This window comes from Rhizobium sp. NXC14, from assembly GCF_002117485.1.
Lineage (GTDB): Bacteria > Pseudomonadota > Alphaproteobacteria > Rhizobiales > Rhizobiaceae > Rhizobium.
Genome location: NZ_CP021033.1, coordinates 448,978 through 472,261 on the forward strand (window position 1 = coordinate 448,978; position 23,284 = coordinate 472,261).

At 62.5% G+C, this 23,284-nt stretch carries 12 protein-coding genes and 1 pseudogene; 8 read left to right on the forward strand and 5 right to left on the reverse strand.

What is annotated here, in order from left to right; all coding sequences use genetic code 11:
- Positions 1–3: 3 nt before the first annotated feature.
- On the reverse strand, positions 4–6,303 hold the full coding sequence (locus NXC14_RS30185; protein WP_085781682.1) for a HAMP domain-containing protein: 6,300 nt from the start codon (positions 6,301–6,303) through the stop codon (positions 4–6).
- 168 nt (positions 6,304–6,471) lie between these two features.
- Between NXC14_RS30185 and NXC14_RS30190 the strand changes: the two genes are divergently transcribed.
- The 6 genes and pseudogenes from NXC14_RS30190 to NXC14_RS30215 all read left to right on the forward strand — a co-directional run bounded on the left by NXC14_RS30190 (position 6,472) and on the right by NXC14_RS30215 (position 11,070).
- Positions 6,472–6,924: a hypothetical protein gene (locus NXC14_RS30190; RefSeq protein WP_085781683.1), complete on the forward strand. Its 453-nt coding sequence runs from the start codon at positions 6,472–6,474 to the stop codon at positions 6,922–6,924.
- 27 nt (positions 6,925–6,951) lie between these two features.
- On the forward strand, positions 6,952–7,233 hold the full coding sequence (locus tag NXC14_RS30195; protein ID WP_085781684.1) for a hypothetical protein: 282 nt from the start codon (positions 6,952–6,954) through the stop codon (positions 7,231–7,233).
- A 2-nt stretch (positions 7,234–7,235) separates the two neighbouring features.
- Positions 7,236–8,117 carry an alpha/beta hydrolase gene (locus NXC14_RS30200; protein ID WP_085781685.1) on the forward strand — a complete coding sequence of 294 codons (882 nt, stop codon included), beginning with the start codon at positions 7,236–7,238 and terminating at the stop codon, positions 8,115–8,117.
- Between the two features lie 142 nt (positions 8,118–8,259).
- Complete coding sequence (locus tag NXC14_RS30205; protein ID WP_085781686.1) at positions 8,260–9,285, forward strand: ABC transporter substrate-binding protein; 1,026 nt, start codon at positions 8,260–8,262, stop codon at positions 9,283–9,285.
- Positions 9,282–10,312 (forward strand): annotated as a pseudogene (locus NXC14_RS30210) (iron chelate uptake ABC transporter family permease subunit). Before NXC14_RS30205 ends, NXC14_RS30210 begins: the two are co-directional and overlap by 4 nt.
- Positions 10,309–11,070 carry an ABC transporter ATP-binding protein gene (locus NXC14_RS30215; RefSeq protein WP_085781688.1) on the forward strand — a complete coding sequence of 254 codons (762 nt, stop codon included), beginning with the start codon at positions 10,309–10,311 and terminating at the stop codon, positions 11,068–11,070. The pseudogene NXC14_RS30210 and the gene NXC14_RS30215 overlap by 4 nt, the downstream one beginning before the upstream one ends.
- A gap of 12 nt (positions 11,071–11,082) precedes the next feature.
- On the opposite strand, the gene NXC14_RS30220 is transcribed toward NXC14_RS30215, so the two are convergent.
- Positions 11,083–11,550, reverse strand: a complete 468-nt coding sequence (locus NXC14_RS30220; RefSeq protein WP_085782060.1) for an Lrp/AsnC family transcriptional regulator — start codon at positions 11,548–11,550, stop codon at positions 11,083–11,085.
- Between the two features lie 150 nt (positions 11,551–11,700).
- Here NXC14_RS30220 and NXC14_RS30225 point away from each other — a divergent pair, with 150 nt between their 5' ends.
- Complete coding sequence (locus tag NXC14_RS30225) at positions 11,701–12,876, forward strand: amino acid aminotransferase (protein WP_085781689.1); 1,176 nt, start codon at positions 11,701–11,703, stop codon at positions 12,874–12,876.
- Positions 12,877–12,905: 29 nt separating this feature from the next.
- On the forward strand, positions 12,906–14,531 hold the full coding sequence (locus tag NXC14_RS30230; protein ID WP_085781690.1) for a thiamine pyrophosphate-dependent enzyme: 1,626 nt from the start codon (positions 12,906–12,908) through the stop codon (positions 14,529–14,531).
- A gap of 21 nt (positions 14,532–14,552) precedes the next feature.
- Here the strand turns inward: NXC14_RS30230 and glgB are convergent, their stop codons facing one another.
- Genes glgB through NXC14_RS30245 form a run of 3 tightly spaced genes read right to left on the reverse strand, consistent with a single transcriptional unit; the run spans position 14,553 to position 23,251 of the window.
- Positions 14,553–16,751 carry a 1,4-alpha-glucan branching protein GlgB gene (glgB, locus tag NXC14_RS30235; RefSeq protein ID WP_085781691.1) on the reverse strand — a complete coding sequence of 733 codons (2,199 nt, stop codon included), beginning with the start codon at positions 16,749–16,751 and terminating at the stop codon, positions 14,553–14,555.
- Entirely contained in the window at positions 16,748–20,029 is a 3,282-nt protein-coding gene (gene treS, locus NXC14_RS30240; protein ID WP_085781692.1) for a maltose alpha-D-glucosyltransferase, read from the reverse strand. Before treS ends, glgB begins: the two co-directional genes overlap by 4 nt.
- Positions 20,030–23,251 (reverse strand): alpha-1,4-glucan--maltose-1-phosphate maltosyltransferase, encoded by a 3,222-nt coding sequence (locus NXC14_RS30245; RefSeq protein WP_085781693.1) that lies wholly within the window; start codon positions 23,249–23,251, stop codon positions 20,030–20,032.
- Positions 23,252–23,284: the final 33 nt, after the last annotated feature.

A 23,284-nucleotide genomic window follows, 5' to 3' on the forward strand; every position in this document is an offset into this window, starting at 1 on the left:
TCCTCAGCGGTGCAGCCACATACGCAGAGCCGACAGGAGCTGCTCGGTGTTGACGGGCTTTGCCAGGTAGTCCGACGCGCCCGCTTCCAGGCATTTCTCCCGGTCACCCTTCATCGCCTTAGCTGTCAGCGCCAGGATCGGCAGCCGTCGGAAGCGGGGCTCCGAGCGGATCACCTGCATCGTCTCGTAACCGTCCATCCCGGGCATCATGATATCCATCAGCACGATCGCCACCGAGGGCTCGGTGTTGATGACCTCGATCGCCTCGCTGCCTGTGGTGGCAGTCAGCACCTTCATGCCCCGGCGCTCCAGCACGCTGCTCAGCGCGAAGATGTTGCGGGCGTCGTCGTCGACGAGCAGCACGGTCTCGCCGACCAGATCCTCGTCCGAGCTGTGCAGCTCCTGCAGCGTCGCCTGTTTTGCGGCCGGCAGGTCGGCGACGACCCGGTGCAGGAAGAGCGCCGTCTCGTCGAGCAGCCGCTCGGGCGACTCCACCCCCTTCACCACGACGCTGCGGGCCATACTGTGCAGTGTGGCGTCTTCCTCGGGCGAAAGCTCCCGCCCTGTGAACACGACGACCGGGACTTCAGCGATCTCGGCGTCGTCGCGGATCTGCTCGAGCACTTCGAAGCCGGACATGTCAGGCAGCGTGAGGTCGAGCACGACGCAGTCGGCCGAGCCCTGCCGGAGAACCGTGAGCGCCTCCGACCCGGAGCCGACGCTTGTTATGTCGATGTCGTCGTGCCCAAGAAGGGCGGTGACGCTCATGCGCTCGGCTTCGTTGTCTTCCACCAGCAGCAGCTGTTTGCGGCGCGGCTCGGCATAAGCCTTCAGCCGCGACAGCGCCTTGCCGAGACCTTCCGGCGTTGTCGGCTTGCTCATGAAGGCGAAGGCGCCGCGAGTCAGCCCGTGCTGGCGGTCCTCGTCGAGGCTGATGATCTGCACCGGAATGTGTCGCGTCTGCGAATTCTGTTTGAGCTGGCTCAGCACCGTCCAGCCGAGCATGTCTGGCAGGAAGATGTCGAGCGAAATCGCCGACGGCCTGTATTCCTGTGCAAGAACAAGCGCATCGCTGCCGCGCATCGCGACCAACACCTTGAAGCCGTTGTCGCGGGCGAGATCGACGAGGACGCGGGCATAATGCGCATCGTCTTCGACGACGAGCAGCACGGAGTCGCCGGGCTCGATCCGGTGGCGGTCGTCCGCGACATGTTCGGCGGGTTTATCAGCCCGGCGGGCAGCCGCCTCGGCGAATTCGACGACATTCGCCGCTGCCGGAGCCGACTTCGGCGCCACCGCGCCGGCGCCGACATAGGTGAGCGGCAGGTAAAGCACGAAGGTGCTGCCGACACCCGGCGTGCTGCGCAGCTGGATCTCGCCGCCGAGCAGGTTTGCCAGTTCGCGGCTGATGGCGAGCCCCAGGCCGGTGCCGCCATATTTGCGGCTGGTCGAGGCGTCCGCCTGCTGGAACGCCTCGAAGATGATGCGCTGCTTCTCAGGCGGAATGCCGATACCGGTATCGATCACTTCAAAGGCGATGACCGATGGCGCATGCCGGAGCGAGGGATGCTCCGGCGACCAGCCGCTCGCCGCCGAGGCGACGCGAAGTGTGATGCCGCCCTGCGCCGTGAATTTGAAGGCGTTCGACAGCAGGTTCTTGAGGATCTGCTGCAGCCGCTTCGAATCCGTAATGATGCTCTTCGTCACATCGGCGCCGACCTCGATAGCGAAGGACAGGTTGCGGTTTTCCGCCTCGTGCCGGAATGGCCGCGCCATCACTTCGAGCAGATTGCTGACAAAGATCTCCTCGGCGTCGACCGAGACCGTACCGGACTCGATCTTCGACAGATCAAGAATATCGCTAATGAGGTTAAGCAGATCGGTGCCGGCGCCGTGGATGGTCTTTGCGAATTCGACCTGCTTTGCCGAGAGGTTGCCGTCGGGGTTTTCGCCAAGCTGCTGGCCGAGGATAAGGATCGAATTCAACGGCGTGCGCAATTCATGCGACATGTTGGCGAGGAATTCGGATTTGTACTTCGAGGTGAGAGCAAGCTCCGTCGCCTTTTCCTCGAGCGCGCGGCGGGCCTGCTCGATTTCCTGGTTCTTCGCCTCGACTTCGACGTTGCGTTCCTCGAGCTGCTGCGCCTTCTGGCCGAGCTGCTCGTTGGTCTGTTGCAACTCGCGCTGCTGCGTCTGCAGTTCGGCCGCGAGCTGCTGCGACTGCTTGAGCAGGCCTTCGGTCTGCATGGTCGCTTCGATCGAGTTGAGGACGATGCCGATCGAGGTCGTCAACTGGTCGAGGAAGGAAAGCTGCAGCTCGGTGAATTCGCCTGCAGAGGCAAGCTCGATCACCGCCTTCACCTGCCCCTCGAAATGCACCGGCAGGACGATCGCGCTTCGCGGCAGCGTCGTGAACACGCCCGAGCTGATCGGCACGACATTGTCGGGAAGGTCGGTGACGAGGATACGGCGGGCGTCGCTGGCGCATTGGCCGACCAGGCCCTGGCCGAAGTCGAGCCGCAGCGGATGCGCCGCTTCGACGCCCTGCGCATAAACGGAGAGCAGCGACAGGAACGGCTGCTCTTCGTCGGCGTCCACCTGGTAGATGACGCCCTGATGCGCGCCGACCAGCGGCGCCAGCTCCGAAAGCAGCATCTTGCCGACCAGCGTCAGGTCGCGCTGGCCCTGCAGCATGTTGGTGAAGCGCGCGAGGTTCGTCTTCAGCCAGTCCTGCTCGGTGTTGCGCTCCGTCGTCAGGCGCAAGTTGTCGATCATCGTGTTGATGTTGTCCTTGAGCTCGGCCACTTCGCCGCGCGCATCGACCTTGATTGATCGCGTCAGGTCACCCTTAGTGACGGCCGTGGCGACTTCGGCAATGGCGCGCACCTGCGTCGTCAGATTGGCGGCAAGCAGGTTGACGTTGCCGGTCAGATCCTTCCACGTTCCCGCGGTACCGGGAACGTTCGCCTGGCCGCCAAGGCGGCCTTCGACGCCGACTTCGCGCGCCACCGTGGTCACCTGATCGGCGAAGGTCGCAAGCGTGTTCGTCATGTTGTTGATGGTTTCGGCAAGGGCTGCCACCTCGCCCTTCGAGGCGACGGTGAGGTTCTGCTTCAGGTCGCCGTTTGCGACCGCCGTCACCACCTTGACGATGCCGCGCACCTGTTCGGTGAGGTTGGCGGCCATGACGTTGACGGTGTCGGTCAGATCTTTCCAGGTACCGGCCACGCCGGGCACCTGCGCCTGGCCGCCGAGCTTGCCTTCGGTGCCGACTTCGCGGGCGACGCGTGTGACTTCGCCGGCGAAGGCGTTCAGCTGGTCCACCATCGTATTGATCGTGTTCTTCAGTTCGAGGATTTCCCCCTTCACGTCGACGGTGATCTTGCGCGAGAGGTCGCCGCGCGCCACGGCGGTCGTCACTTCGGCGATGTTGCGAACCTGCGTCGTCAGATTGGCGGCGAGCAGGTTGACGTTGTCGGTCAGGTCCTTCCAGGTGCCGGCGACGCCGGGAACGACGGCCTGGCCGCCGAGCCTTCCATCGGTGCCGACTTCGCGGGCGACACGCGTCACTTCGCCGGCGAAGGAGCGAAGCTGGTCGACCATAGTATTCAGCGTGTCCTTCAAGAGCAGGATCTCGCCGCGCACATCGACGGTGATCTTGCGCGACAGGTCGCCATTGGCGATCGCAGTCGCCACCTCGGCGATGTTGCGCACCTGCGCCGTCAGGTTGCCCGCCATGGAGTTGACACTGTCGGTCAGATCCTTCCAGGTGCCGGCAACGCCTGGTACCTGCGCCTGGCCGCCGAGTTTGCCTTCGGTGCCGACTTCGCGGGCAACACGCGTGACTTCGCCGGCGAAAGCGTTCAGCTGGTCCACCATGGTGTTGATGGTGTTCTTCAGCTCAAGGATTTCCCCCTTCACGTCGACAGTGATCTTGCGTGAGAGGTCGCCACGCGCCACGGCGGTCGTGACTTCGGCGATGTTGCGCACCTGACCGGTGAGGTTCGAGGCCATGGAGTTGACGTTTTCGGTCAGATCCTTCCAGGTCCCGGCCACACCAGGCACCTGCGCCTGGCCGCCGAGCTTGCCTTCGGTGCCGACCTCTCGGGCCACACGCGTCACCTCGGAGGCGAAGCGGTTCAGCTGATCCACCATGGTGTTCAGCGTTTCCTTGAGCTCGAGGATTTCGCCCGAGACCGACACCGTGATCTTCTTCGACAGGTCGCCATTGGCGATCGCCGTGGAGACTTCGGCGATGTTGCGCACCTGCGCCGTCAGGTTGCCGGCCATGGAATTGACGCTGTCGGTCAGGTCCTTCCAGGTGCCGGCCACGCCGAGCACGTTGGCCTGGCCGCCGAGCCGGCCTTCGGTGCCGACTTCACGTGCGACGCGCGTGACCTCGCCGGCAAAGCCGTTCAACTGGTCGACCATCGTATTGATGGTTTCCTTCAGTTCGAGGATTTCGCCCGACACCGGAACGGTGATCTTCTTCGAAAGGTCGCCCTGGGCGACGGCGGTCGCGACTTCTGCGATATTGCGCACTTGGCCGGTCAGGTTGGAGGCCATGGAATTGACGCTGTCGGTCAGGTCCTTCCAGGTGCCGGCCACGCCGCGCACGTTGGCCTGGCCGCCGAGCCGGCCTTCCGTGCCGACTTCGCGCGCCACGCGCGTCACTTCCGAAGCGAAGGCGTTCAGCTGGTCGACCATCGTGTTGATGGTTTCCTTCAGTTCGAGAATTTCGCCCTTGACGTCGACGGTGATCTTCTTCGACAGGTCGCCATTGGCGATGGCTGTGGAGACTTCCGCGATATTACGCACCTGCGCCGTCAGGTTGCCGCCCATCGAGTTGACGTTTTCGGTCAGGTCCTTCCAGGTGCCGGCGACGCCACGTACGTTCGCCTGACCGCCGAGCCGGCCTTCCGTTCCCACTTCGCGGGCGACACGAGTCACCTCCGAGGCAAAGGCGTTCAGCTGATCGACCATCGTATTAATGGTTTCCTTCAGCTCGAGGATTTCGCCCGAAACCGTCACCGTGATCTTCTTCGACAGGTCGCCATTGGCGATCGCGGTGGAAACTTCGGCGATGTTGCGCACCTGCGCCGTCAGATTCGAGGCCATCGAATTGACGTTGTCGGTCAGGTCCTTCCAGGTGCCGGCCACGCCAGGCACCTGCGCCTGACCGCCGAGGCGGCCTTCGGTGCCGACTTCACGCGCCACGCGCGTGACTTCGCCGGCAAAGCCGTTCAACTGATCCACCATCGTATTGATGGTTTCCTTGAGTTCGAGGATTTCGCCCGAGACGTCGACGGTGATCTTGCGCGAGAGGTCGCCGCGCGCAACCGCCGTCGTCACCTGCGCGATGTTGCGCACCTGGGCTGTGAGGTTGCCGCACATCGCGTTGACCGAGTCGGTCAGGTCCTTCCAAGTGCCGGCGACGCCCGGCACCAGCGCTTGGCCGCCAAGCTTGCCTTCGGTGCCGACCTCACGGGCGACGCGCGTCACTTCGGAAGCGAAGGAGCGCAGCTGATCGACCATGGTGTTGATCGCTTCCTTAAGCTGCAGGATCTCGCCGCGCACGTCGACGGTAATCTTCTTGGAGAGGTCGCCGTTAGCGACCGCGATCGTCACCTCCGCGATGTTGCGCACCTGCGCCGTCAGGTTCGACGCCATCGAGTTGACGCTTTCAGTCAAGTCCTTCCAGACGCCCGTCACCTCGGGCACCTGCGCCTGCCCACCGAGCTTGCCGTCAGTGCCGACTTCGCGGGCAACGCGCGTCACCTCCGAGGTGAAGACGCTGAGCTGCTTGATCATCGTGTTGACGATATCGGCCGAGCGCAGGAATTCGCCCTTCAGCGCCCGCCCGTCGACATCGAGCGGCACGGTCTGCAAGAGATCGCCTTTGGCGACCGCGGTGATCGTGCGGGTGACCGCCGTGGTCGGCCACAGGAGATCGTCGATCAGACCATTGATCGAGCCTTCCATTTCCGACCATGAACCATCCGACAGGCCGAAGCGCACCCTGGTACTTGTCCGCCCGTCGCGGCCGACGACCTGGCCGACATGTTCGAGTTGCCGGGCCATGCGCTGATTGGCGGCGATGATGTCGTTCAGCGCATCGGCGACCTTGCCGGTCACGCCGGTCAGGTCAGAGCGCATCCGCACGGAAAAGTCGCCGCGCCTGACCGCGACCAGCACTTCTAAAAGGGCGCTGGCATCGTCATACGCCATGCTTTTGTGGTCGTGCCCGTTGATGCTCTCAGCCGCAGCGCCGTCGCGCGAAAATTCACCGGTTTGCGTGCTCACGAAATCCCCCCTGTTCGACAGAGGGTAATTAGTGCTCGACTGGAAAAAGGCTATGGGTGTGCCGCAGGGTTGCGGAGGTAGGCCTAACCCAGTGTCGACGGCCAAACTTTGCCGGCGTGGGAACAGTTTCCCGCTGGCCATCGTTTCCGTCCTGACAAGGAGAACGACATGTCGAACGTCTCAAGGACAGGGAAAGACGAGATCAACAATGCGACCAGCCCGACGACCTTCGGCAGGTCGGTCGAGAGCCAAGCGCAGATGCAGGATGCCGCGGCGGAGGCATCGTCCGAAACCGGCGGCGAGGTGCTGAACATCTACCGGCTTGAGCCGATCGCCAAACCCGATGATCCCAGATGGGGCAACGCTCCCAATCACGGCGCCATCGTCGTCGCCGCCCGGACGCCGGGCGATGCCAGAATCGTTGCCGCGGCACGCGAGCTCGATTTCATGGAAGTCGATGCGGCGCCTGCCGAAGATGTCACCACGGCCAATGCCAGCGCCTTTCGTGACGACAAGCTTTACACCGTGATCGAGATCGATCGGGGCAGACGTGATATAAAGCGGGGTATCCTCGACGGCACGGTCTCGGTCGACACAATCCGGCCGGTCGAACAGGACTAGAAATCCTTTCTTCACCCGGGAGTTCTCATGAATACCGCCAATCTGCAGCTCAAGGGCCTGATCATGGCAATGGCCTCGATATGCGACGCGATCGTCGAAAAGGAATTGCTTACGCGCGCGGAAATCGATGCCGCGCTCTCGAAAGCCAAAAAGGCGATCGAGGAGGACGACGACCATGAGCTCTCCGGCGCCAACCTGGCGGCAATCCTATTTCCAATCCGTGTGCTGCAGCTTGCCGGCGAGGCCGGCAGCAAAGGCGAAGGGGCGACATTTTCGGATTATGCCAAGCTCGTGGGCAAGCTCAGCTGACCATGTTCCAAGGCTTTTCTCTCGATTCCGTCGACGTCGGACCAGGTTTGCTTCGCGTCCGACACGGCGGATCAGGACCAGCCGTTCTTCTCCTCCACGGCCATCCCAGGACGCATATGACCTGGGGGAAAGTGGCTGAGCTGCTGGCGCCCGACTACACGGTCGTCTGCCCCGACCTTCCCGGCTTCGGCCGCTCCTACCAGCCGGCCGATGCTCCCGACAACAGCAACTCTTCGAAGCGCGCCAAGGCTGAAGCGCTGGTCGCGCTGATGCGGCGACTGGGGCACGAAAACTTCGCGGTGGTCGGCCACGACCGCGGAAGCCTGACTGCCTTCCGCATGGCGATGGACCATCCCGATCGCGTGCAGAAACTTGTCATCGCAGACGGCATCCCCGTGATCGAGCATCTCGAACGCGCCGACTGGAAATTTGCCCGGGACTGGTACCACTGGTTCTTCTTCGCTCAGCCGGAAAAGCCGGAGCGGGCGATCATGGCCGATCCCTTGGCATGGTACGACAAACTCTCGCCTGAACTGATGGGAAGGCCGGCCTATGACGACCTTATCGACATTATCCACGATCCAGCCGTGATCCACGGGATGATCGAGGATTACCGCGCCGGCCTCAGTATCGACCACCGCCACGACCGCGAGGACCGCGACGCCGGCCGGAAAGTGACCTGCCCCATGCTGTGCCTCTGGTCGTTGCGCGACGATATGGAACAGATCTATGGCGATCCCGTCGCTATCTGGCGAAACTGGGCCGAGGACGTGCGCGGCTTCGGCATCGACAGCGGCCATCACGTGGCCGAGGAGAACCCACAAGCTCTCTCGCAGGCGATCCGGAAGTTTCTCGAAAACAATAGTGATAGTATCTGGACTTAGGACATGGTCTGGTAGGCGAGCTAACCGGGCGCAGTGTCCAGCATCGTCGATTTTTGCGATAAGTTGATCCTTTTGGTATTGTTTTCCTGCGCCTCCTGTGGCTATACCCCCGCCCACAAACTCACGCACCGGGATTTCTACAGTGATCAGCTTTAAATCACTTCTGGCCGCCTGCGGCCTCTCCGCTCTGATCGGCCTTGCCGCGGCTCCGTCATTCGCCGGCTCGACCACCTACCCGCTGACGCTCGAAAACTGCGGCGCTGAGGTGACCTTCAAGAAGGCGCCCGAGCGGGCGATCGGGCTTGGCCAGAACAGCGCGGAAATCCTTCTGTTGCTCGGCCTTCAGGAAAAGATGGTCGGCACCGCCTTCTGGCCGAGCAGGGTTCTGCCGCAGCTCGCCGAGGCAAATGCCAAGGTCAAGCTTCTCACCGTCGAAATGCCGACCTTCGAGTCGATGCTCGCGGAAAATCCCGATTTCGTGGCGGTGGCCTTGCCAAGCCTGGTCGGCCCCAACAGCAAGATCGCCAAGCGCGAGGATTTCGACAAGGTCGGCGTCCCAAGCTACCTCTCGCCGAGCACCTGCCTCAGCACCAAGGACGTCAAGGACCAGTACGGCAGCCGCGGCGAGTTGTGGAACATGGATCTTCTCTACAAGGAGATCGACGAACTCTCTCAGATTTTCGATGTCGCCGATCGGGGCCAGGCGCTGATCGCCGATTTCAAGGCGCGTGAAGCCAAGCTTCGCGGGAGCGTTGCCAAGGACGGCCAGAACCTGTCCTACGTCTTCTGGTTTTCCAGCCCCAGCCCGTCGGCCGACGCCTATGTTGGTGGTAAAAACAGCGCCTCCGCCTTCATCGCCGATCTGCTCGGCGGACATAATGCGATCACCGCCGACGCAGAATGGCCGACTGTCGGCTGGGAAGGCATCATCGCCTCCAACCCCGACGTCATCGTCGTCGCCAGCCTCGACCGCAACCGCTGGGAACTCGACAAACCCGAAGCCAAGATCAACTTCCTGAACACAGATCCGGCCGTCAGCCAGATTCCTGCCGTCAAGAATAAGGCGCTCGTCGTGATGGACGGCCAGGCGATGAACCCAACCATCCGCACGATCTACGGGGCCGAACAGGTGGCCGCGCAGCTGAAGGCCCTCGGTCTCCTGAAGTGACCCACGCAGGCCGTCTCTTCCGGCAGCTGGGAGCAGTCATCGCACTGCTCCTGGAGCTTCCCTTTGCCTCATCGCTGTCGCCATCGGCGTCAGCGTCGGCATCGGCGACCTGCCGATCCCGCTTGCGACCACCTTCTCGGCCGTTACCAACCGGCTCGGCTGGACCGCTGTCGAGCTGAACCGCATCCATGAGACTGTCATCTGGGATTATCGCCTGAGCCGCGCGCTCGTCGCCGCCTTCTGCGGCGCGGGACTGGCGCTGTCTGGCGCCATCATGCAGTCGCTGCTGCGCAATCCGCTCGCCGAACCCTATGTGCTCGGCATTTCGGCCGGCGCCTCCACCGGTGCCGTTGCGATCGTCATTTTAGGCGTCGGCGCGGGCGCCGTATCGCTTTCGGCAGGCGCCTTCGCGGCCTTCTTCTTCGTGGCGCTGCTGTCGAACGGCACGCGCGGCGGCGCGGACCGCACCATCCTTGCCGGTGTCGCCGCCTCGCAGCTCTTCAATGCTTCGACCTCCTATATCGTCACCACGTCGGCCAATGCGCAGCAGGCCCGCGACGTGATGTTCTGGCTGCTCGGCAGCTTCAGCGGCGTGCGCTGGCCGGAATTTGCGCTGGTCTCGATCGTCGTCGGCTTCGGCCTCGCCGCCTGCCTGCTCTACGCCCGCGTGCTCGACGCCTTCGCTTTCGGCGACGAGGCGGCATCCTCGCTCGGCGTCAATGTCAGCCGCGCCAGAATGGCGCTCTTCGCACTGACGGCCATGATGACGGCCACGATCGTCAGCATGGTGGGTTCGATCGGCTTCGTCGGCCTCGTCGTGCCGCATGTCGCCCGTTTCGTCGTCGGGCCGCTTCATATCCGTCTTCTGCCGGCCTGCGCCATATCAGGCGCCATCTTCATGGTGCTCGCCGACATCGCCGCGCGCGCCCTCATTCCCAACCAGATCCTGCCGATCGGCGTCGTGACGGCGCTGGTGGGCGTGCCCTTCTTCTCGATCATCCTCTACCGGTTCCAGCGCGCGTCATGAGCATCAAGGCCGACAACCTTACCTGGAAAATTGGCAGGAAGACCATTCTGGACGGCGTCTCCATGGAGGCGCAGCCCGGCCGGATGCTCGGCTTGCTCGGGCCGAACGGCTCGGGCAAGACCTCGCTGCTGCGGCTTCTCGCCGGCCTGAAGCGGCCGCATTCCGGCCGCGTCACACTCGACCGGAGCGATATCGGCACGATCAGCCGCCGCTCGATCGCCCGGCGTATCGCCTTCGTCGAGCAGCACGCAACGACGAACGCCAATCTCAAGGTCGTCGACGTCGTCAAGCTCGGCCGTTTCCCGCACCGGTCGATGTTCTCCGGCTGGACGAAGGCCGACGAAGAGGCGGTCGAGGCAGCGCTCGCCCGCGCCGGCATGGCCGAAAAGCGCAACGATCGCTGGCAGAGCCTATCGGGCGGCGAAAAGCAGCGCACCCACATCGCCAGGGCGCTTGCCCAGTCGCCGCAGGAACTCATCCTCGACGAACCGACAAACCATCTCGACATCCAGCACCAGATCGGCCTGATGCGGCTCGTTTCCGGCCTGCCGATCACCAGCATCGTCGCCCTGCACGATCTCAACCATGCCGCCATGTTCTGCGACGAGCTTGCTATCATGCAGCAGGGCCGGATCGTCGCGTCAGGCGCGCCAGAGGATGTGCTGAGCGAGGCGCTGCTGCGCGAGGTCTTTTCGGTCGAAGCCCGCATCGAAGCCTCCCCCCATCATTCGCGCCCGCATATCCACTATCTCAGGTGAGAACGGCCGCTCTCACGCCACGATCTGCAGCGGCAAAGCGGTCGTCTTTTTAATCGTCTTGAGGACGATGCTCGATTTGACCGACGCCAGATTGTCGGTGACCCGGATCATTCTTTCGAGAAACTGGCTGAGATGGTCGAGGTCACGCGTCATGACCTTCATCAGAAAGTCGGCGTCGCCCGTCTGCGAGTAACATTCCAGGATCTCCGGCGCAGTCTCGATGAAACGATGGAGCCGCTCGTTTCCGCCTTCCGTATGGGCTCGAAGGCTGACGAGCGTATGTGCGACGACGGTGAAACCCAGTTTCACCGGATTGAGGATAGCGACGACGCTCTGGATATATTGCTCTTTGCGCAGTCTTTCCAAACGGCGCGCGCATTGAGTGGCGGACAGGTTGACCTTCTGGGACAACTCGCCCTGCGTCATCTCGCTGTTTTGCTGGAGGGCGGCGAGCAATTTGATATCAAACGGATCAAGCATGACCATCACTCCAGACGGTGATTTTCTGCACATTATAGGCCGCCTCCGCCGATTGTCTGCACGATCGCGGACTCCAGGGGTGAAAATCGCAGAAATTCGCCGTGACAGTTCAGTTAATCTCCAGCCACAATGCAAAAGCGAGGTGGAACTGTGTTTGACCAACTGAACAGCCGGCCGGCCGATAGCCTGCTCGCCCTCATCAAGGCCTTCCAGGCCGACGATCGTCCCGGAAAGATCGACCTCGGCGTCGGCGTCTATCGCGATGGCATGGGACGCACGCCCGTCATGCGGGCCGTCAAGGCGGCGGAGCAGTTTCTCCTGGAGACCCAGGGCAGCAAGAAATACCTCGGCCCCGAAGGCGATCTGCAATTCGTGCGCCTGCTTGAGCCGATCATCTTCGGCAACGCGCCGAAATTCGCCCAACGGCTCGCCGGTATTCAAACGCCCGGCGGCAGCGGCGCGCTCCGTCTCGGCGCGGAGCTCATTCAAACGGCAAACCCATCAGCAAAGGTTTTTTTGGGAACGCCGAGCTGGCCCAACCATGCACCGATTTTCGCTTCGGCACGCTTGGGCGTGAAGGAATACGCCTTCGTGGACCTGACTTCACAGCAGGTGACATTCGACAGCGTCGTCTCCGCCTTGTCTTCCGCCGGGGAAGGCGACGTCGTGCTGCTTCACGGTTGCTGCCATAACCCAACTGGCATCGATTTCACCATCGAGCAGTGGCGAAAGATTACCGACCTCCTCGTCGCGCACAGGCTGGTGCCCTTCATCGATCTTGCCTATCAGGGGCTCGGCGACGGCCTCGAACAGGATGCCGCCCCGACACGCATGATCCTCGATGCGGTCGACGAGGCGCTGATCGCCTATTCCTGCGACAAGAACTTCGGCCTCTATCGCGAACGCGTCGGCGCACTTTATGTCGTGGCTCGCAATGCCGATGACGTCAGAAAGGCGGAAAGCAACATGGCGGCGCTTGCCCGCGTCAACTGGTCCATGCCGCCGGATCATGGGGCTGCCGTCGTCAGGGCCATTCTCGAAAGCGCAGAAATGACGGCAATGTGGCGCGCCGAACTCGAAGAAATGTGCGAGCGCATCAACGGCAATCGCGCGGCGCTGGCTGCTGCCTCGACCGAACTGGCCTTCATCAGCCGGCAGCGCGGCCTGTTTTCCAATCTCTCCATGCGTAAGGAAACGGCGATCGCGCTCAGGGCAAACCATGGCATCTACATGGCGGATTCCGGCCGCATGAATCTTGCCGGCATGCAGCCCGCCGATGCCGGCGCCATCGTCGCCGCGCTCAGGGCCGAAGGCTGCCTGAAGTAAATAAATCAACACTCCGTTGGAGCCTCCGAATGAGCAGGAAAGAAACGACGGGCCAGGCGATCACCCGATCGCTTGTCGCCCATGGGATCGACACGGTCTTCGGCATCCCCGGCGCCCACATGTATGATTTCAACGATGCGCTCTATGACGCCGGCGACAAGATCCGATTCATCCATACAAGGCACGAACAGGGTGCGGCCTATATGGCCTACGGCTATGCCAAATCCACCGGCCGGATCGGCGCCTATACCGTCGTGCCCGGCCCGGGCGTCCTCAATTCGGGCGCGGCCCTCTGCACCACTTACGGCGCCAACGCGCCGGTGCTCTGCATCACCGGCAATATCATGTCGCACCTGATTGGCCGAGGCAGAGGACAGTTGCACGAACTGCCGGATCAACTCGCGACAATGCGCGGGATTGCCAAGACGGCGGAACGCATCAATCACCAGTCCGAAGCCGGTGTCATCATGGCGGGGGTTGTCGCCAAGATGCGCTCCGGCCGCCAGGGCCCGGGAGCGGTTGAAGCCCCTTGGGACGTGTTCGGACAATCCGGCCCTGAAGTAGACATTCCCATTGGCGCGAGAGCGCCTCATCCGGCAATCAATCCCGATCAGATCGCCGCCGCGGCGGCGCTGATATCAAGCGCCAGTAATCCGATGATCATGGTTGGCGGTGGCGCGGCGGATGCCGGCGCGGATATCGCCGCGCTTGCGGAACTGCGGCAGGCACCGGTGACATCGCATCGCTCCGGCAAGGGCATCGTCCCCGACGACCATCCGAATTATCTGAATTTCGTCGCCGCCTATGAATATTGGAAGAAGGTCGACGTGCTGATCGGGGTCGGCAGCCGGCTCGAATTGCAGTTCATGCGCTGGAAGTGGCTTCCCAAGGGGCTCAAGATCATCCGCATCGATATCGATCCGACCGAAATGGTCCGCCTCAAGCCGGATGTCGGTATCGTCGCGGACGCCAGGGATGGAACGAAAGCGCTGATCGATGCGCTGGCCGGTTCCGGCCGCGAGGATCGCACACGTGAATTTGCCGAACTCAATGAAGAGGCAAGGTCTCGTTTTTCGGCGGTGCAGCCGCAGCTTGGCTATCTCGAAGCCATTCGCGAGGCCCTGCCGAGAGACGGCTTCTTCGTCGAGGAAGTCAGCCAGATGGGCTTTACCGCCCGCTTTGCCTTCCCGGCCTACGGTCCTCGTCAATATGTGACATGCGGCTATCAGGATAATCTCGGTTTCGGCTTCAACACCGCCTTGGGCGTGAAAGTCGCCCATCCCGACAAGGCCGTGATCTCCGTTTCGGGTGATGGCGGCTTCATGTTCGGCGTTCAGGAGCTTGCCACCGCCGTACAGCACAGGATCGCCGTCGTCGCCATCGTGTTCAACAATTCCGCCTATGGCAATGTGCTGCGCGACCAGAAGCAGACCTATAAGGGCCGCACTCTCGGCTCGCATCTGACCAATCCCGATTTCGTCGCTCTCGGCGAAAGCTTCGGCATCCGATCCTTCAAGGCGACGAGCCCCGACGAATTGCGGGACGTGCTGGAGAAAGCCCTTGCACTCGACGAGCCCGTCCTCATCGAAGTTCCAGTTGAAAAGGGATCGGAGGCAAGCCCCTGGCCCTTCATCCATCCGGCTCCGCACGAATGACCGGATGGAGGCGAAGCCCTATCAAGGCGACTTGAGAAAGATCGTCGCCAGCGGCGGCAGCGTCAGCGAGAGCGAATGCGGCCTCCCGTGGGCAGATACTGGTTCGCTCGACACTGCGCCGTTGACGAGGCCCGAGCCGCCATATTCGCCCGCATCCGTCGTGATCCTCTCGATCCAAACGCCATCCTGCGGCACGCCGATCCTATAGCCATAGCGCGGCACTGGCGTGAAATTCGAGACGACGAGCACCGACGAGGAGCGGTCAGGGGCATACCGCAGCATGCCGAGGACGGAATTGACTGCGTCATCCGCCGTCGCCCATTCGAAGCCTTGGTGATGGAAATCGCCGAACTGCAATGCCGGCTCGTCTTTGTAGAAGCCGTTCAGATCCTTGACCAGCCGCTGGATTCCTGCATGCGCGGGCCGATCCAGCACATCCCAGCTCACCGAAGCGTCATGGTTCCACTCGCCGGGTTGAGCGATCTCGCTTCCCATGAATAACAGCTTCTTGCCGGGATGGCCCCACATGAAGGCGAGGTAACTGCGCAGGTTGGCGAACTTCTGCCACTCGTCGCCGGGCATCTTGCCGAGCAGCGAGCCCTTTCCGTAGACCACCTCGTCGTGCGAAATCGGAAGAATGAAGCGTTCGGAATAGGCATAGATCATGCCGAAGGTCATCGTGCCGTGGTGGTAGCTCCGATAGACGGGATCTTTCTCGATATAGCTCAGGCTGTCGTGCATCCAGCCCATGTTCCACTTCATGTCGAAGCCGAGCCCGCCCTCTTCCGGCGGCTTCGTCACGCCGGGCCAGGCCGTCGATTCCTCGGCGATCGTCATTGCGTGCGGGCAGCGCTCATGGACGATGCTGTTCAGGTGTTTGAAGAACTCCACCGCTTCCAGATTTTCGCGGCCGCCATAGCGGTTCGGAATCCATTCCCCTTCGTTGCGGCTGTAGTCGCGGTAGAGCATCGAGGCAACGGCATCGACGCGCAATCCGTCGATATGGTAGCGTTCGAGCCATTCGAGCGCGCTGGCGATCAGGAAGCCTTTCACCTCATTGCGGCCGAGATTGTAGATCAGCGTGTTCCAGTCGCGATGAAAGCCCTCGCGCGGGTCCTCGTGCTCGTAGAGCGCGGTGCCGTCGAAGCGGGCGAGCCCCCAGACGTCGGTGGGAAAATGGGCCGGCACCCAATCGAGGATGACGCCGATGCCGGCGCCATGGCAGCGGTCGATAAAATAGGCGAGATCCTCGGGCGTGCCATAACGGCCGGTCGGGGCGAAGAGGCCGAGCGGCTGATATCCCCAGGAGCCGCCGAAGGGGTGCTCCATGATCGGCAGCAGCTCGATGTGGGTGAATCCCATCTCGCGAACATAGGGAACGAGCCGCTGGCTGAGCTCGACCCAGTCGAGCGACCGTCCGCCATTCTCCCGCAGCCAGGAACCGGCATGCACCTCGTAGACGGAAATCGCCCCTCCCAGTCTTTCCTGTCGCGACCGGCCCTTCATCCAATCATCGTCCGTCCATCGAAACCGCGTCGACGATGCGACGATCGAAGCGGTGGACGGAGCGGCCTCGCTGGCTCTCGCCACCGGATCGGCCTTCTGCGGCAAGCAGTGTCCGTGCGCATCGATGATCTCGAACTTGTATCTTTCGCCGGGCGCGAGCCGGGGCACGAACAGCTCCCAGACGCCCGCCGACTGCCGCAGCCGCATCGGGTTTCGCCGCCCATCCCAGGCGTTGAAATCGCCGACAACCGAAACGCGGCGGGCATTCGGCGCCCAGACGGCGAAGCGGACGCCCGCGACGTCGTCAACCGACATTTCAACCGCGCCGAGCGTCCGGCTCAGGCTGTAATGGGTGCCCTCGGAGATCAGGTGGAGATCGAGCTCTCCGAGCAAAAGCCCGAAGCTATAGGGGTCTTCGGTGATCTGCTCGCCATCCGGCCATGTGATCCGCAACCGGTAAGGCATCCTCGATCCCATCGCCGCCGCATACAGGCCGGCGGGGTGAGCGATGCTGAAGGGCGTCACCACCTTGCCGCTCGCCGCTTCGATGAGATCGACGCCCTCGGCACCCGGCAAATAGACGCGCACGATCGTCATGCCGCCGCTTTCGTGCGGGCCGAGGATCGAGAAGGGATCGCCATGGCGTCCCTCGATCAGGGCCCCGAGGGCATCATGCCCGATGCCGGCGAGAAGTTCCGAGCGTTCAACATTCATGCCGTTACCCCCGCTAAGCGCGATACGATTTCGGTAAGGCCGGCAAGCGGGATCGGCAGCCATTTCGGCCTGTTGCGGGCTTCATAAGCGATTTCGTAGGCGGCTTTTTCAAGAAGAAAGGCATCGAGAACCCTCCGTCGCTGATCAGGCGGCATAGCGAGCGCCGCGGATGTCGAAACCGCCTGCCAATAAGCGCCGAGAAAGGCCTCCTTGGCCCTTCGGCCGAACCGCGCGATGGCGTCGCGGCGAACCTCGCTCTCATGTTCGGTAATGGCGTCGTTTTCGAGCTGGGCGGTGGCGACGAGATAGCTGAGCGATCTTAAAAGTCCGGCGGCATCGCGCAAGGGAACGGTCTTCGCGCGGCGCTCGGCCAGATTTTTCGCTGGCTCGCCTTCGAAGTCGATAATGACCGCGTCACCCTCGCTGACCAGAATCTGGCCGAGGTGGAAATCGCCATGCGTGCGCGTCATCAGCGAGCCGCGGGCGCTCTCCGCCAGTCTCGCGCCAAGCTCGATAAGTTCCGATCGCCGATCGAGAAGCGGGCCGGCCAGTTGATCGATCATGGGATCGGCGTTTTCCTCGCGCTCGGCAAGCCTCGACATGGCATAGGCCACTTCGCCCGACACTGCCTTCTTGATGGCCTCGACCTCATCGTCGCCGGCGACGACAGGACTGAACGCCTCGTCTGCGTTTTCTCCAGCAAGCACTGCGTGCAGCTCGCCCAACCTCACGCCGACCATTGCGACGAAGTTGATGAGCGGCTGGAAGACCTCGTCGTCCGGCTCAAGCGCCGGATCGTTCAAGACGAACTCGTCCGCCGCGCGACGCAGATTGTTCAGCATCCAGTTCCAGGCATCGCCCTGGTTGCGAATCGCGCCCTGGACGATGATCAAGGTCGAGCGGCGGCCGCTGGAATCGGTGTGCGCGATCTCGCCGAGCAGTGGCGCGGTGTGGTCGTAACCCGCGCAGGTCAGAAACCGCGTCATCTCCACCTCCGGATGGACACCCGGGAAGATGTGCCGGATCAGCTTGATCATGGCGACGTCGCCGACGATCAGTGAGCTGTTGGATTGCTCGGCCGAGAGCCAATGGACCGGCATCTCGTCGGTGATATTGAGGCGGTCGAGCCGTTCGGTTCCGAAAAATTCGAGGGTGCCGGTGCGCCCGGTAATGCGCGAACGGTCGGCAAGTCCGCGCAGGATGCCGCGCGCCATCGGCTCGACCGCAAACCCATCCGTCAGGAAGCCGACCCGCCTGCCCTGGCGAACCCGCCCGAGCGCAAGCTGCTGCGTCAGAGCAGAGGGTTGCGCGTCGTCCCAGGCGATCGCCAACGGCAGCTGATAGGACTCGCTATGATCCGGCAGCTCCACCTCCAATTCGCCGAGGACGACGCCGTCAGCATAGGGGATCGGCGTCGCCGAGATCAGCCGGGCCGCCTGAAGCGGCTGGTCCTTGGCGCCGAACCAGCGCCGCTTGGCGAGATAAGCGGGGAGAATTTCGTTGCTGAGGACGCGTCCCAACCGCGGCTCATCGACCAGGTCGAGCAGACCGCGGCGGATCACCATCGTCACGAGATCGGGAAGCTGTTCGGGTGGAGCAGTGCGCCATGCCGGCGGATCGGCATCGGCCTCCAGCTGAAACCAGAAGAAGCCATAGGGCGGCAGTGTCAGGAGATAGGTCAGTTGCCCGATCGGTGGAAACGGCGACATGCCCGTTAGTTCGATCGGCACGCGGCCCTCGAAGGCCGAGAGGTCGAGCTCGACCGCCTGGGGCAGTCGCGAGAGGTTTGCGACGCACATCAGCGTCTCGCCGTTATATTCCCTAAGATAGGCCAGGATCTTGCGGTTCTCAGGCGACAGGAAACGCAGCGATCCGCGTCCGAAGGCCGGATGCCGGCCACGCAACGCCAGCATCTTTCGCGTCCAGTTGAGCAGCGAATGCGCGTCGGTGCTCTGGGCTTCGACATTGACGGCCTCGAAACCGTAGAGCGGATCGGCGATCGGCGGCAGGACGAGCCGCGCCGGATCCGTCCGGGAGAAGCCGCCATTGCGGTCCGGTGACCATTGCATCGGCGTCCGCACCCCGTCGCGGTCGCCGAGATAGATGTTGTCGCCCATGCCGATCTCATCGCCATAATAGATCACGGGCGTTCCCGGCATTGACAGAAGCAGCGCGTTCATCAGCTCTATGCGCCGGCGGTCGCGCTCCATCAGAGGCGCCAGGCGCCGCCTGATGCCGAGATTGATGCGGGCGCGCTTGTCGGATGCATAGGTCTCCCACAGATAGTCCCGCTCCGCGTCGGTGACCATCTCAAGCGTCAGCTCGTCATGATTGCGCAGGAAGATCGCCCACTGGCAATTCTCCGGGATTTCAGGCGTCTGACGCAGGATGTCGGTGATCGGGAAGCGGTCTTCCTTGGCGATCGCCATATACATGCGCGGCATCAGCGGGAAGTGGAACGCCATGTGGCATTCGTCGCCATCGCCGAAATATTCCCGCGTGTCCTCGGGCCACTGATTGGCCTCCGCAAGCAGCATCACGCCGGGATGAGTGGCGTCGAGAGCGGCACGGATGCGCTTGAGGATCGCATGGGTCTCGGGAAGATTTTCGTTGATCGTCCCCTCGCGCTCGACGAGGTAGGGAATTGCGTCGAGGCGGAAACCGTCGATGCCGGTCTCCAGCCAGAAGCGCATCACCTTCAGCAGCTCCTCCATAACCAGCGGGCTGTCGAAATTGAGATCGGGCTGGTGAGAATAGAAGCGGTGCCAATAATAGGCGCCGGCGACCGAATCCCACGTCCAGTTCGATTTCTCCGTATCGAGGAAGATGATGCGCGTTTCCGGGAATTTCTGGTCGCTATCTGACCAGACATAGAAATCCCGCTCCGGCGATCCCGCAGGTGCATGGCGTGCGCGCTGGAACCAGGGATGCTGGTCGGAGGTATGGTTGATGACGAGCTCGATTATGACGCGGATATTTCGCTGATGGGCGGCGTCAACAAAGGCGCGGAAATCCTCCATGGTCCCGTAATCCGGGCTGACATTGCCATAGTCGGCGATGTCGTATCCGTCGTCGCGGCGCGGTGAGGGAAAGAAAGGCAAAAGCCAGATGGCGTTGACGCCGAGCGCTGCGATGTGATCGAGCTTCTGGTGCAGTCCGGCAAAATCGCCGACACCATCGCCATTGGCGTCGTAGAACGACTTGATGTGCAGCTGATAGATGATCGCATCCTTGTACCAGAGCAGCGGGTCGACGCTACCGGAATTCATCGTGTCCATTCATGCCTCCGCTGCGCGAACGCGCCAGATCGCAAAGGGCAGGATCTGAGGATTGAAACTCACTCTCTGCCATTTGCCGTTCCACCTGAACCGGTGCCCCGTGACCAAATCCTCGGCGTCGAGCGCGCCGCCGTCCCCAAGTCCCCATTTCCACAGAGGCAGCTCGACATTGCTCTCCTTAAAATTGTGGGGATCGAGGCTGATCGCGATCAGCAGGACATTGTCGCGGGCGCGGCTCGCCTTCTCGAAGAACAGGATATTGTCATTCCACGCGTTCAGCAGCGTCAGCCCGAGATGCGAATGCAGCGCGGTGTTTTCGTTCCGGATGCGGTTCAACATCCGGATTTCGGCGATGATGTTGCCTGGCCTGTCGTAATCCCAGGCGCGAATCTCGTATTTCTCACTGTCGGCATATTCCTTGCGCTTGGCATCGGGACGCCCCTCGCAGAGTTCGAAGCCGTTATAGACACCCCACAGTCCGGAAAGCGTCGCGGCCAATGCCGCGCGGATCAGGAAGGCCGGGCGCGGCGCGTTCTGGAGGAAATCCGGATTGATGTCATGGGTGTTGACGAAGAAATGCGGGCGGAAGAATTCCCTCGGCGCCGTCTCGGTCAGCTCCCGCATATATTGCTCGAGCTCCCACTTAGTATTGCGCCAGGTGAAATAGGTATAGGACTGGGAGAAGCCGATCTTCGCCAACCGGTACATGACCTTCGGCTTGGTGAAGGCTTCCGACAGGAAGACGACCTCGGGATGGCGCGCCCTGATATCGCCGATCAGCCATTCCCAGAACGGGAAGGGCTTGGTGTGCGGATTGTCGACCCGAAACAGCTTGACGCCCTGGTCGACCCAAAGCTGGACGATATCCCTAAGTTCCACCCAGAGCGAGGGCAGCGCGTCCTTCGTGTAGAAGTCGACGTTGACGATATCCTCGTATTTCTTCGGCGGATTTTCCGCATATTTGATTGTGCCATCGGGGCGCCAATCGAACCAGCCGGGATGCTCCGTCAGCCATGGGTGATCGGGCGAGGCCTGGATCGCAAGGTCGAGTGCGATCTCCAGCCCATGCCGGCCCGCCTCCTCGACCAGCCGGCCGAAATCCTCGAAATCGCCAAGCTCTGGATGAATTGCATCATGGCCGCCCTCCTCGGAGCCGATGGCATAGGGACTTCCCGGATCGCCGGGTGCTGCCTTCAGGCTGTTGTTGCGCCCCTTCCGGTTGGTCGTTCCAATCGGATGAATCGGCGGGAAATAGAGCACGTCGAAGCCCATGCCGCGGATATCCGGCAGTCTCGGGATGACGTCGTCAAAGGTCCCGTGCCGGTTCGGATCCCCGCTTTGCGACCGCGGGAAGATCTGGTACCAGCTGGCGAAGGCCGCCGACTTGCGTTCGGCATCGACGGCGCTTGTCGTGGAGCGAAGCCGGAAAGGCCGCTTATCGGCCCGTTTCATCAACTCGGCTGTCTCGGGGTCGAGCAAGATCGCCGTGCGCTCGGCATCGGAAGCGTTTTCAAGACTGTCGATGAGCGCCTGCAGCTCAGCGCCGAGTGCCGCCCGCGCTTCGGCTTTCGCGCTGTGGACGAGCTCCAATCCTTCCTGCAGCTCCAGTTTCAGGTCCAGTCTGGCATCGTGCTTCTTGGTCAACTCGTAGCGGAAGATCGCGAACGGGTTCCTCCACGCTTCGACCGCGAATTCATAGCGCCCGACGCGTTCCAGCAGGAATTCGGCACGCCAGCGGTCGTTCTCGACCAGTTGCATCTCTGTCTCGTTCCACTCCGCCATGGCATCGAGCGGCCGCCAGAGCAGCACGGCGGCGAGGGGGTCGTGGCCGTCGGCGAATATATCGGCCTCGACTGTGACGGCTTCGCCGACCACACGCTTTACGGGAAATCGGCCGTCATCGACCCGAGGCATGATGTTTTCGATGGCAAGCCGCGGCGAAGCGATTGCCTGCTCAACGTCGATAGCTGGCCGGGATGCAATCGGCTCGGGCGCTTTGGCTTCGATGATCCGCATCTCCCCTGCCTGCAGGCGCAGGACCGCATCGGCGGCGACGGGAAGATAACCGGAGGCAACTTCGCGAAGGGCCGTCATCGGTGGGGAAGCGCTTCTCCTGAGGTCCCTGTTAATCAGGACGAACCGCACATTCGATGCGTTGCGAAGATCCTGCTCCTCGGATAGCACAAGCGCCGAAACCGGCCCATTGGCGTTGCGGATCAGGCGAAGCGATGGAGCGCGCGCGTGGCCGGACCTGCCGATCTCGGCATTGGCGAGGCGTATTTCGGAGGAGATGTCGAAGGCGAGATCATGGCGCAGCCTCCTCAGGCCCGAACCATCGCCATGCGTGGGATCGAGCGGCGTCGCCGCACCATATTCGAAACCGATCGGAACCATGAGACCACCGCCGAGCGAGGCGGCAAGCCGCAGCGCTCTGACGGCACGCCGCTCGAGGATTTCACGGCTCTCGGTCCCATGCGCGATCCGCCTGGCAAAGGGCGGCTCGGGAAAGGCAACCTGCCAGCCGAGCGCCTCCTGGACGCGGTGCTCCTCGATGAACCATCTCTCGTCGAGATCCCACCAGGCCATCGATGAAAAACATCCTGAAAAGCCTACATCGGCGATCGCTCTTCTTACCGCGAAATCGGTGCCGGGCGTCCAGGCGAGAAATTGAGCGTCAGCCTTCTCGCGCACGGCAGCGATCAGCGATTTGAAAAGCGACGGTGCGGCGCGATCAATCCCGAGCACTCGGTAGCCGGAGAGGCCGAGCCCGGACAGCCGCCATAGCCGTTCGGTCCACTCTCCCAACAAACGCAATTGCCGCTCGGACCCGATCGTGTTCATCGGCTCCGCCGGATCGAGCGGCGAGCGCCGAGGATCGACCGGACGAAAGACTTGTGCATCGCCGACTTTCCCGTCGAGCATCAGGTCCATCATCAGGCCGACGCCGCTCTTGTCAGCAGCCTCCACCAAGCGCGATAGCCCATCATCGACCGCGCTGCCGAGCTGCAGGTCAGGATCGAGGCGATCGAAATCCCGGGAGGTAAAGACGCTGCAGTCCCCGCCCCGCTCGAAGAGCGGCGCGGTCAGAACATAATCAAAGCCGGTATCCGCCGCATGGCCGAAAACCTCACGCCATGCATCGATACCTTGGAGAAGTAGCGGGTTGACATAATAGATCCGGGGTGGGGTGCTGAAAGCACCCTGCTTCGCAGAGAGTAACATCGGCCGCCGCCTCGAGTTGCTTTTCAGGCAAAC

Bases quoted from the DNA above. Each gene is read 5' to 3' on its own strand.
- NXC14_RS30200 (WP_085781685.1), top strand. From the start codon at position 7,236: ATGTTCCAAGGCTTTTCTCTCGATTCCGTCGACGTCGGACCAGGTTTG.
- NXC14_RS30245 (WP_085781693.1), bottom strand. From the start codon at position 23,251: ATGTTACTCTCTGCGAAGCAGGGTGCTTTCAGCACCCCACCCCGGATC.
- glgB (WP_085781691.1), bottom strand. From the start codon at position 16,751: ATGAATGTTGAACGCTCGGAACTTCTCGCCGGCATCGGGCATGATGCC.
- NXC14_RS30230 (WP_085781690.1), top strand. From the start codon at position 12,906: ATGAGCAGGAAAGAAACGACGGGCCAGGCGATCACCCGATCGCTTGTC.
- NXC14_RS30190 (WP_085781683.1), top strand. From the start codon at position 6,472: ATGTCGAACGTCTCAAGGACAGGGAAAGACGAGATCAACAATGCGACC.
- NXC14_RS30215 (WP_085781688.1), top strand. From the start codon at position 10,309: ATGAGCATCAAGGCCGACAACCTTACCTGGAAAATTGGCAGGAAGACC.
- NXC14_RS30220 (WP_085782060.1), bottom strand. From the start codon at position 11,550: ATGCTTGATCCGTTTGATATCAAATTGCTCGCCGCCCTCCAGCAAAAC.
- NXC14_RS30195 (WP_085781684.1), top strand. From the start codon at position 6,952: ATGAATACCGCCAATCTGCAGCTCAAGGGCCTGATCATGGCAATGGCC.
- treS (WP_085781692.1), bottom strand. From the start codon at position 20,029: ATGGACACGATGAATTCCGGTAGCGTCGACCCGCTGCTCTGGTACAAG.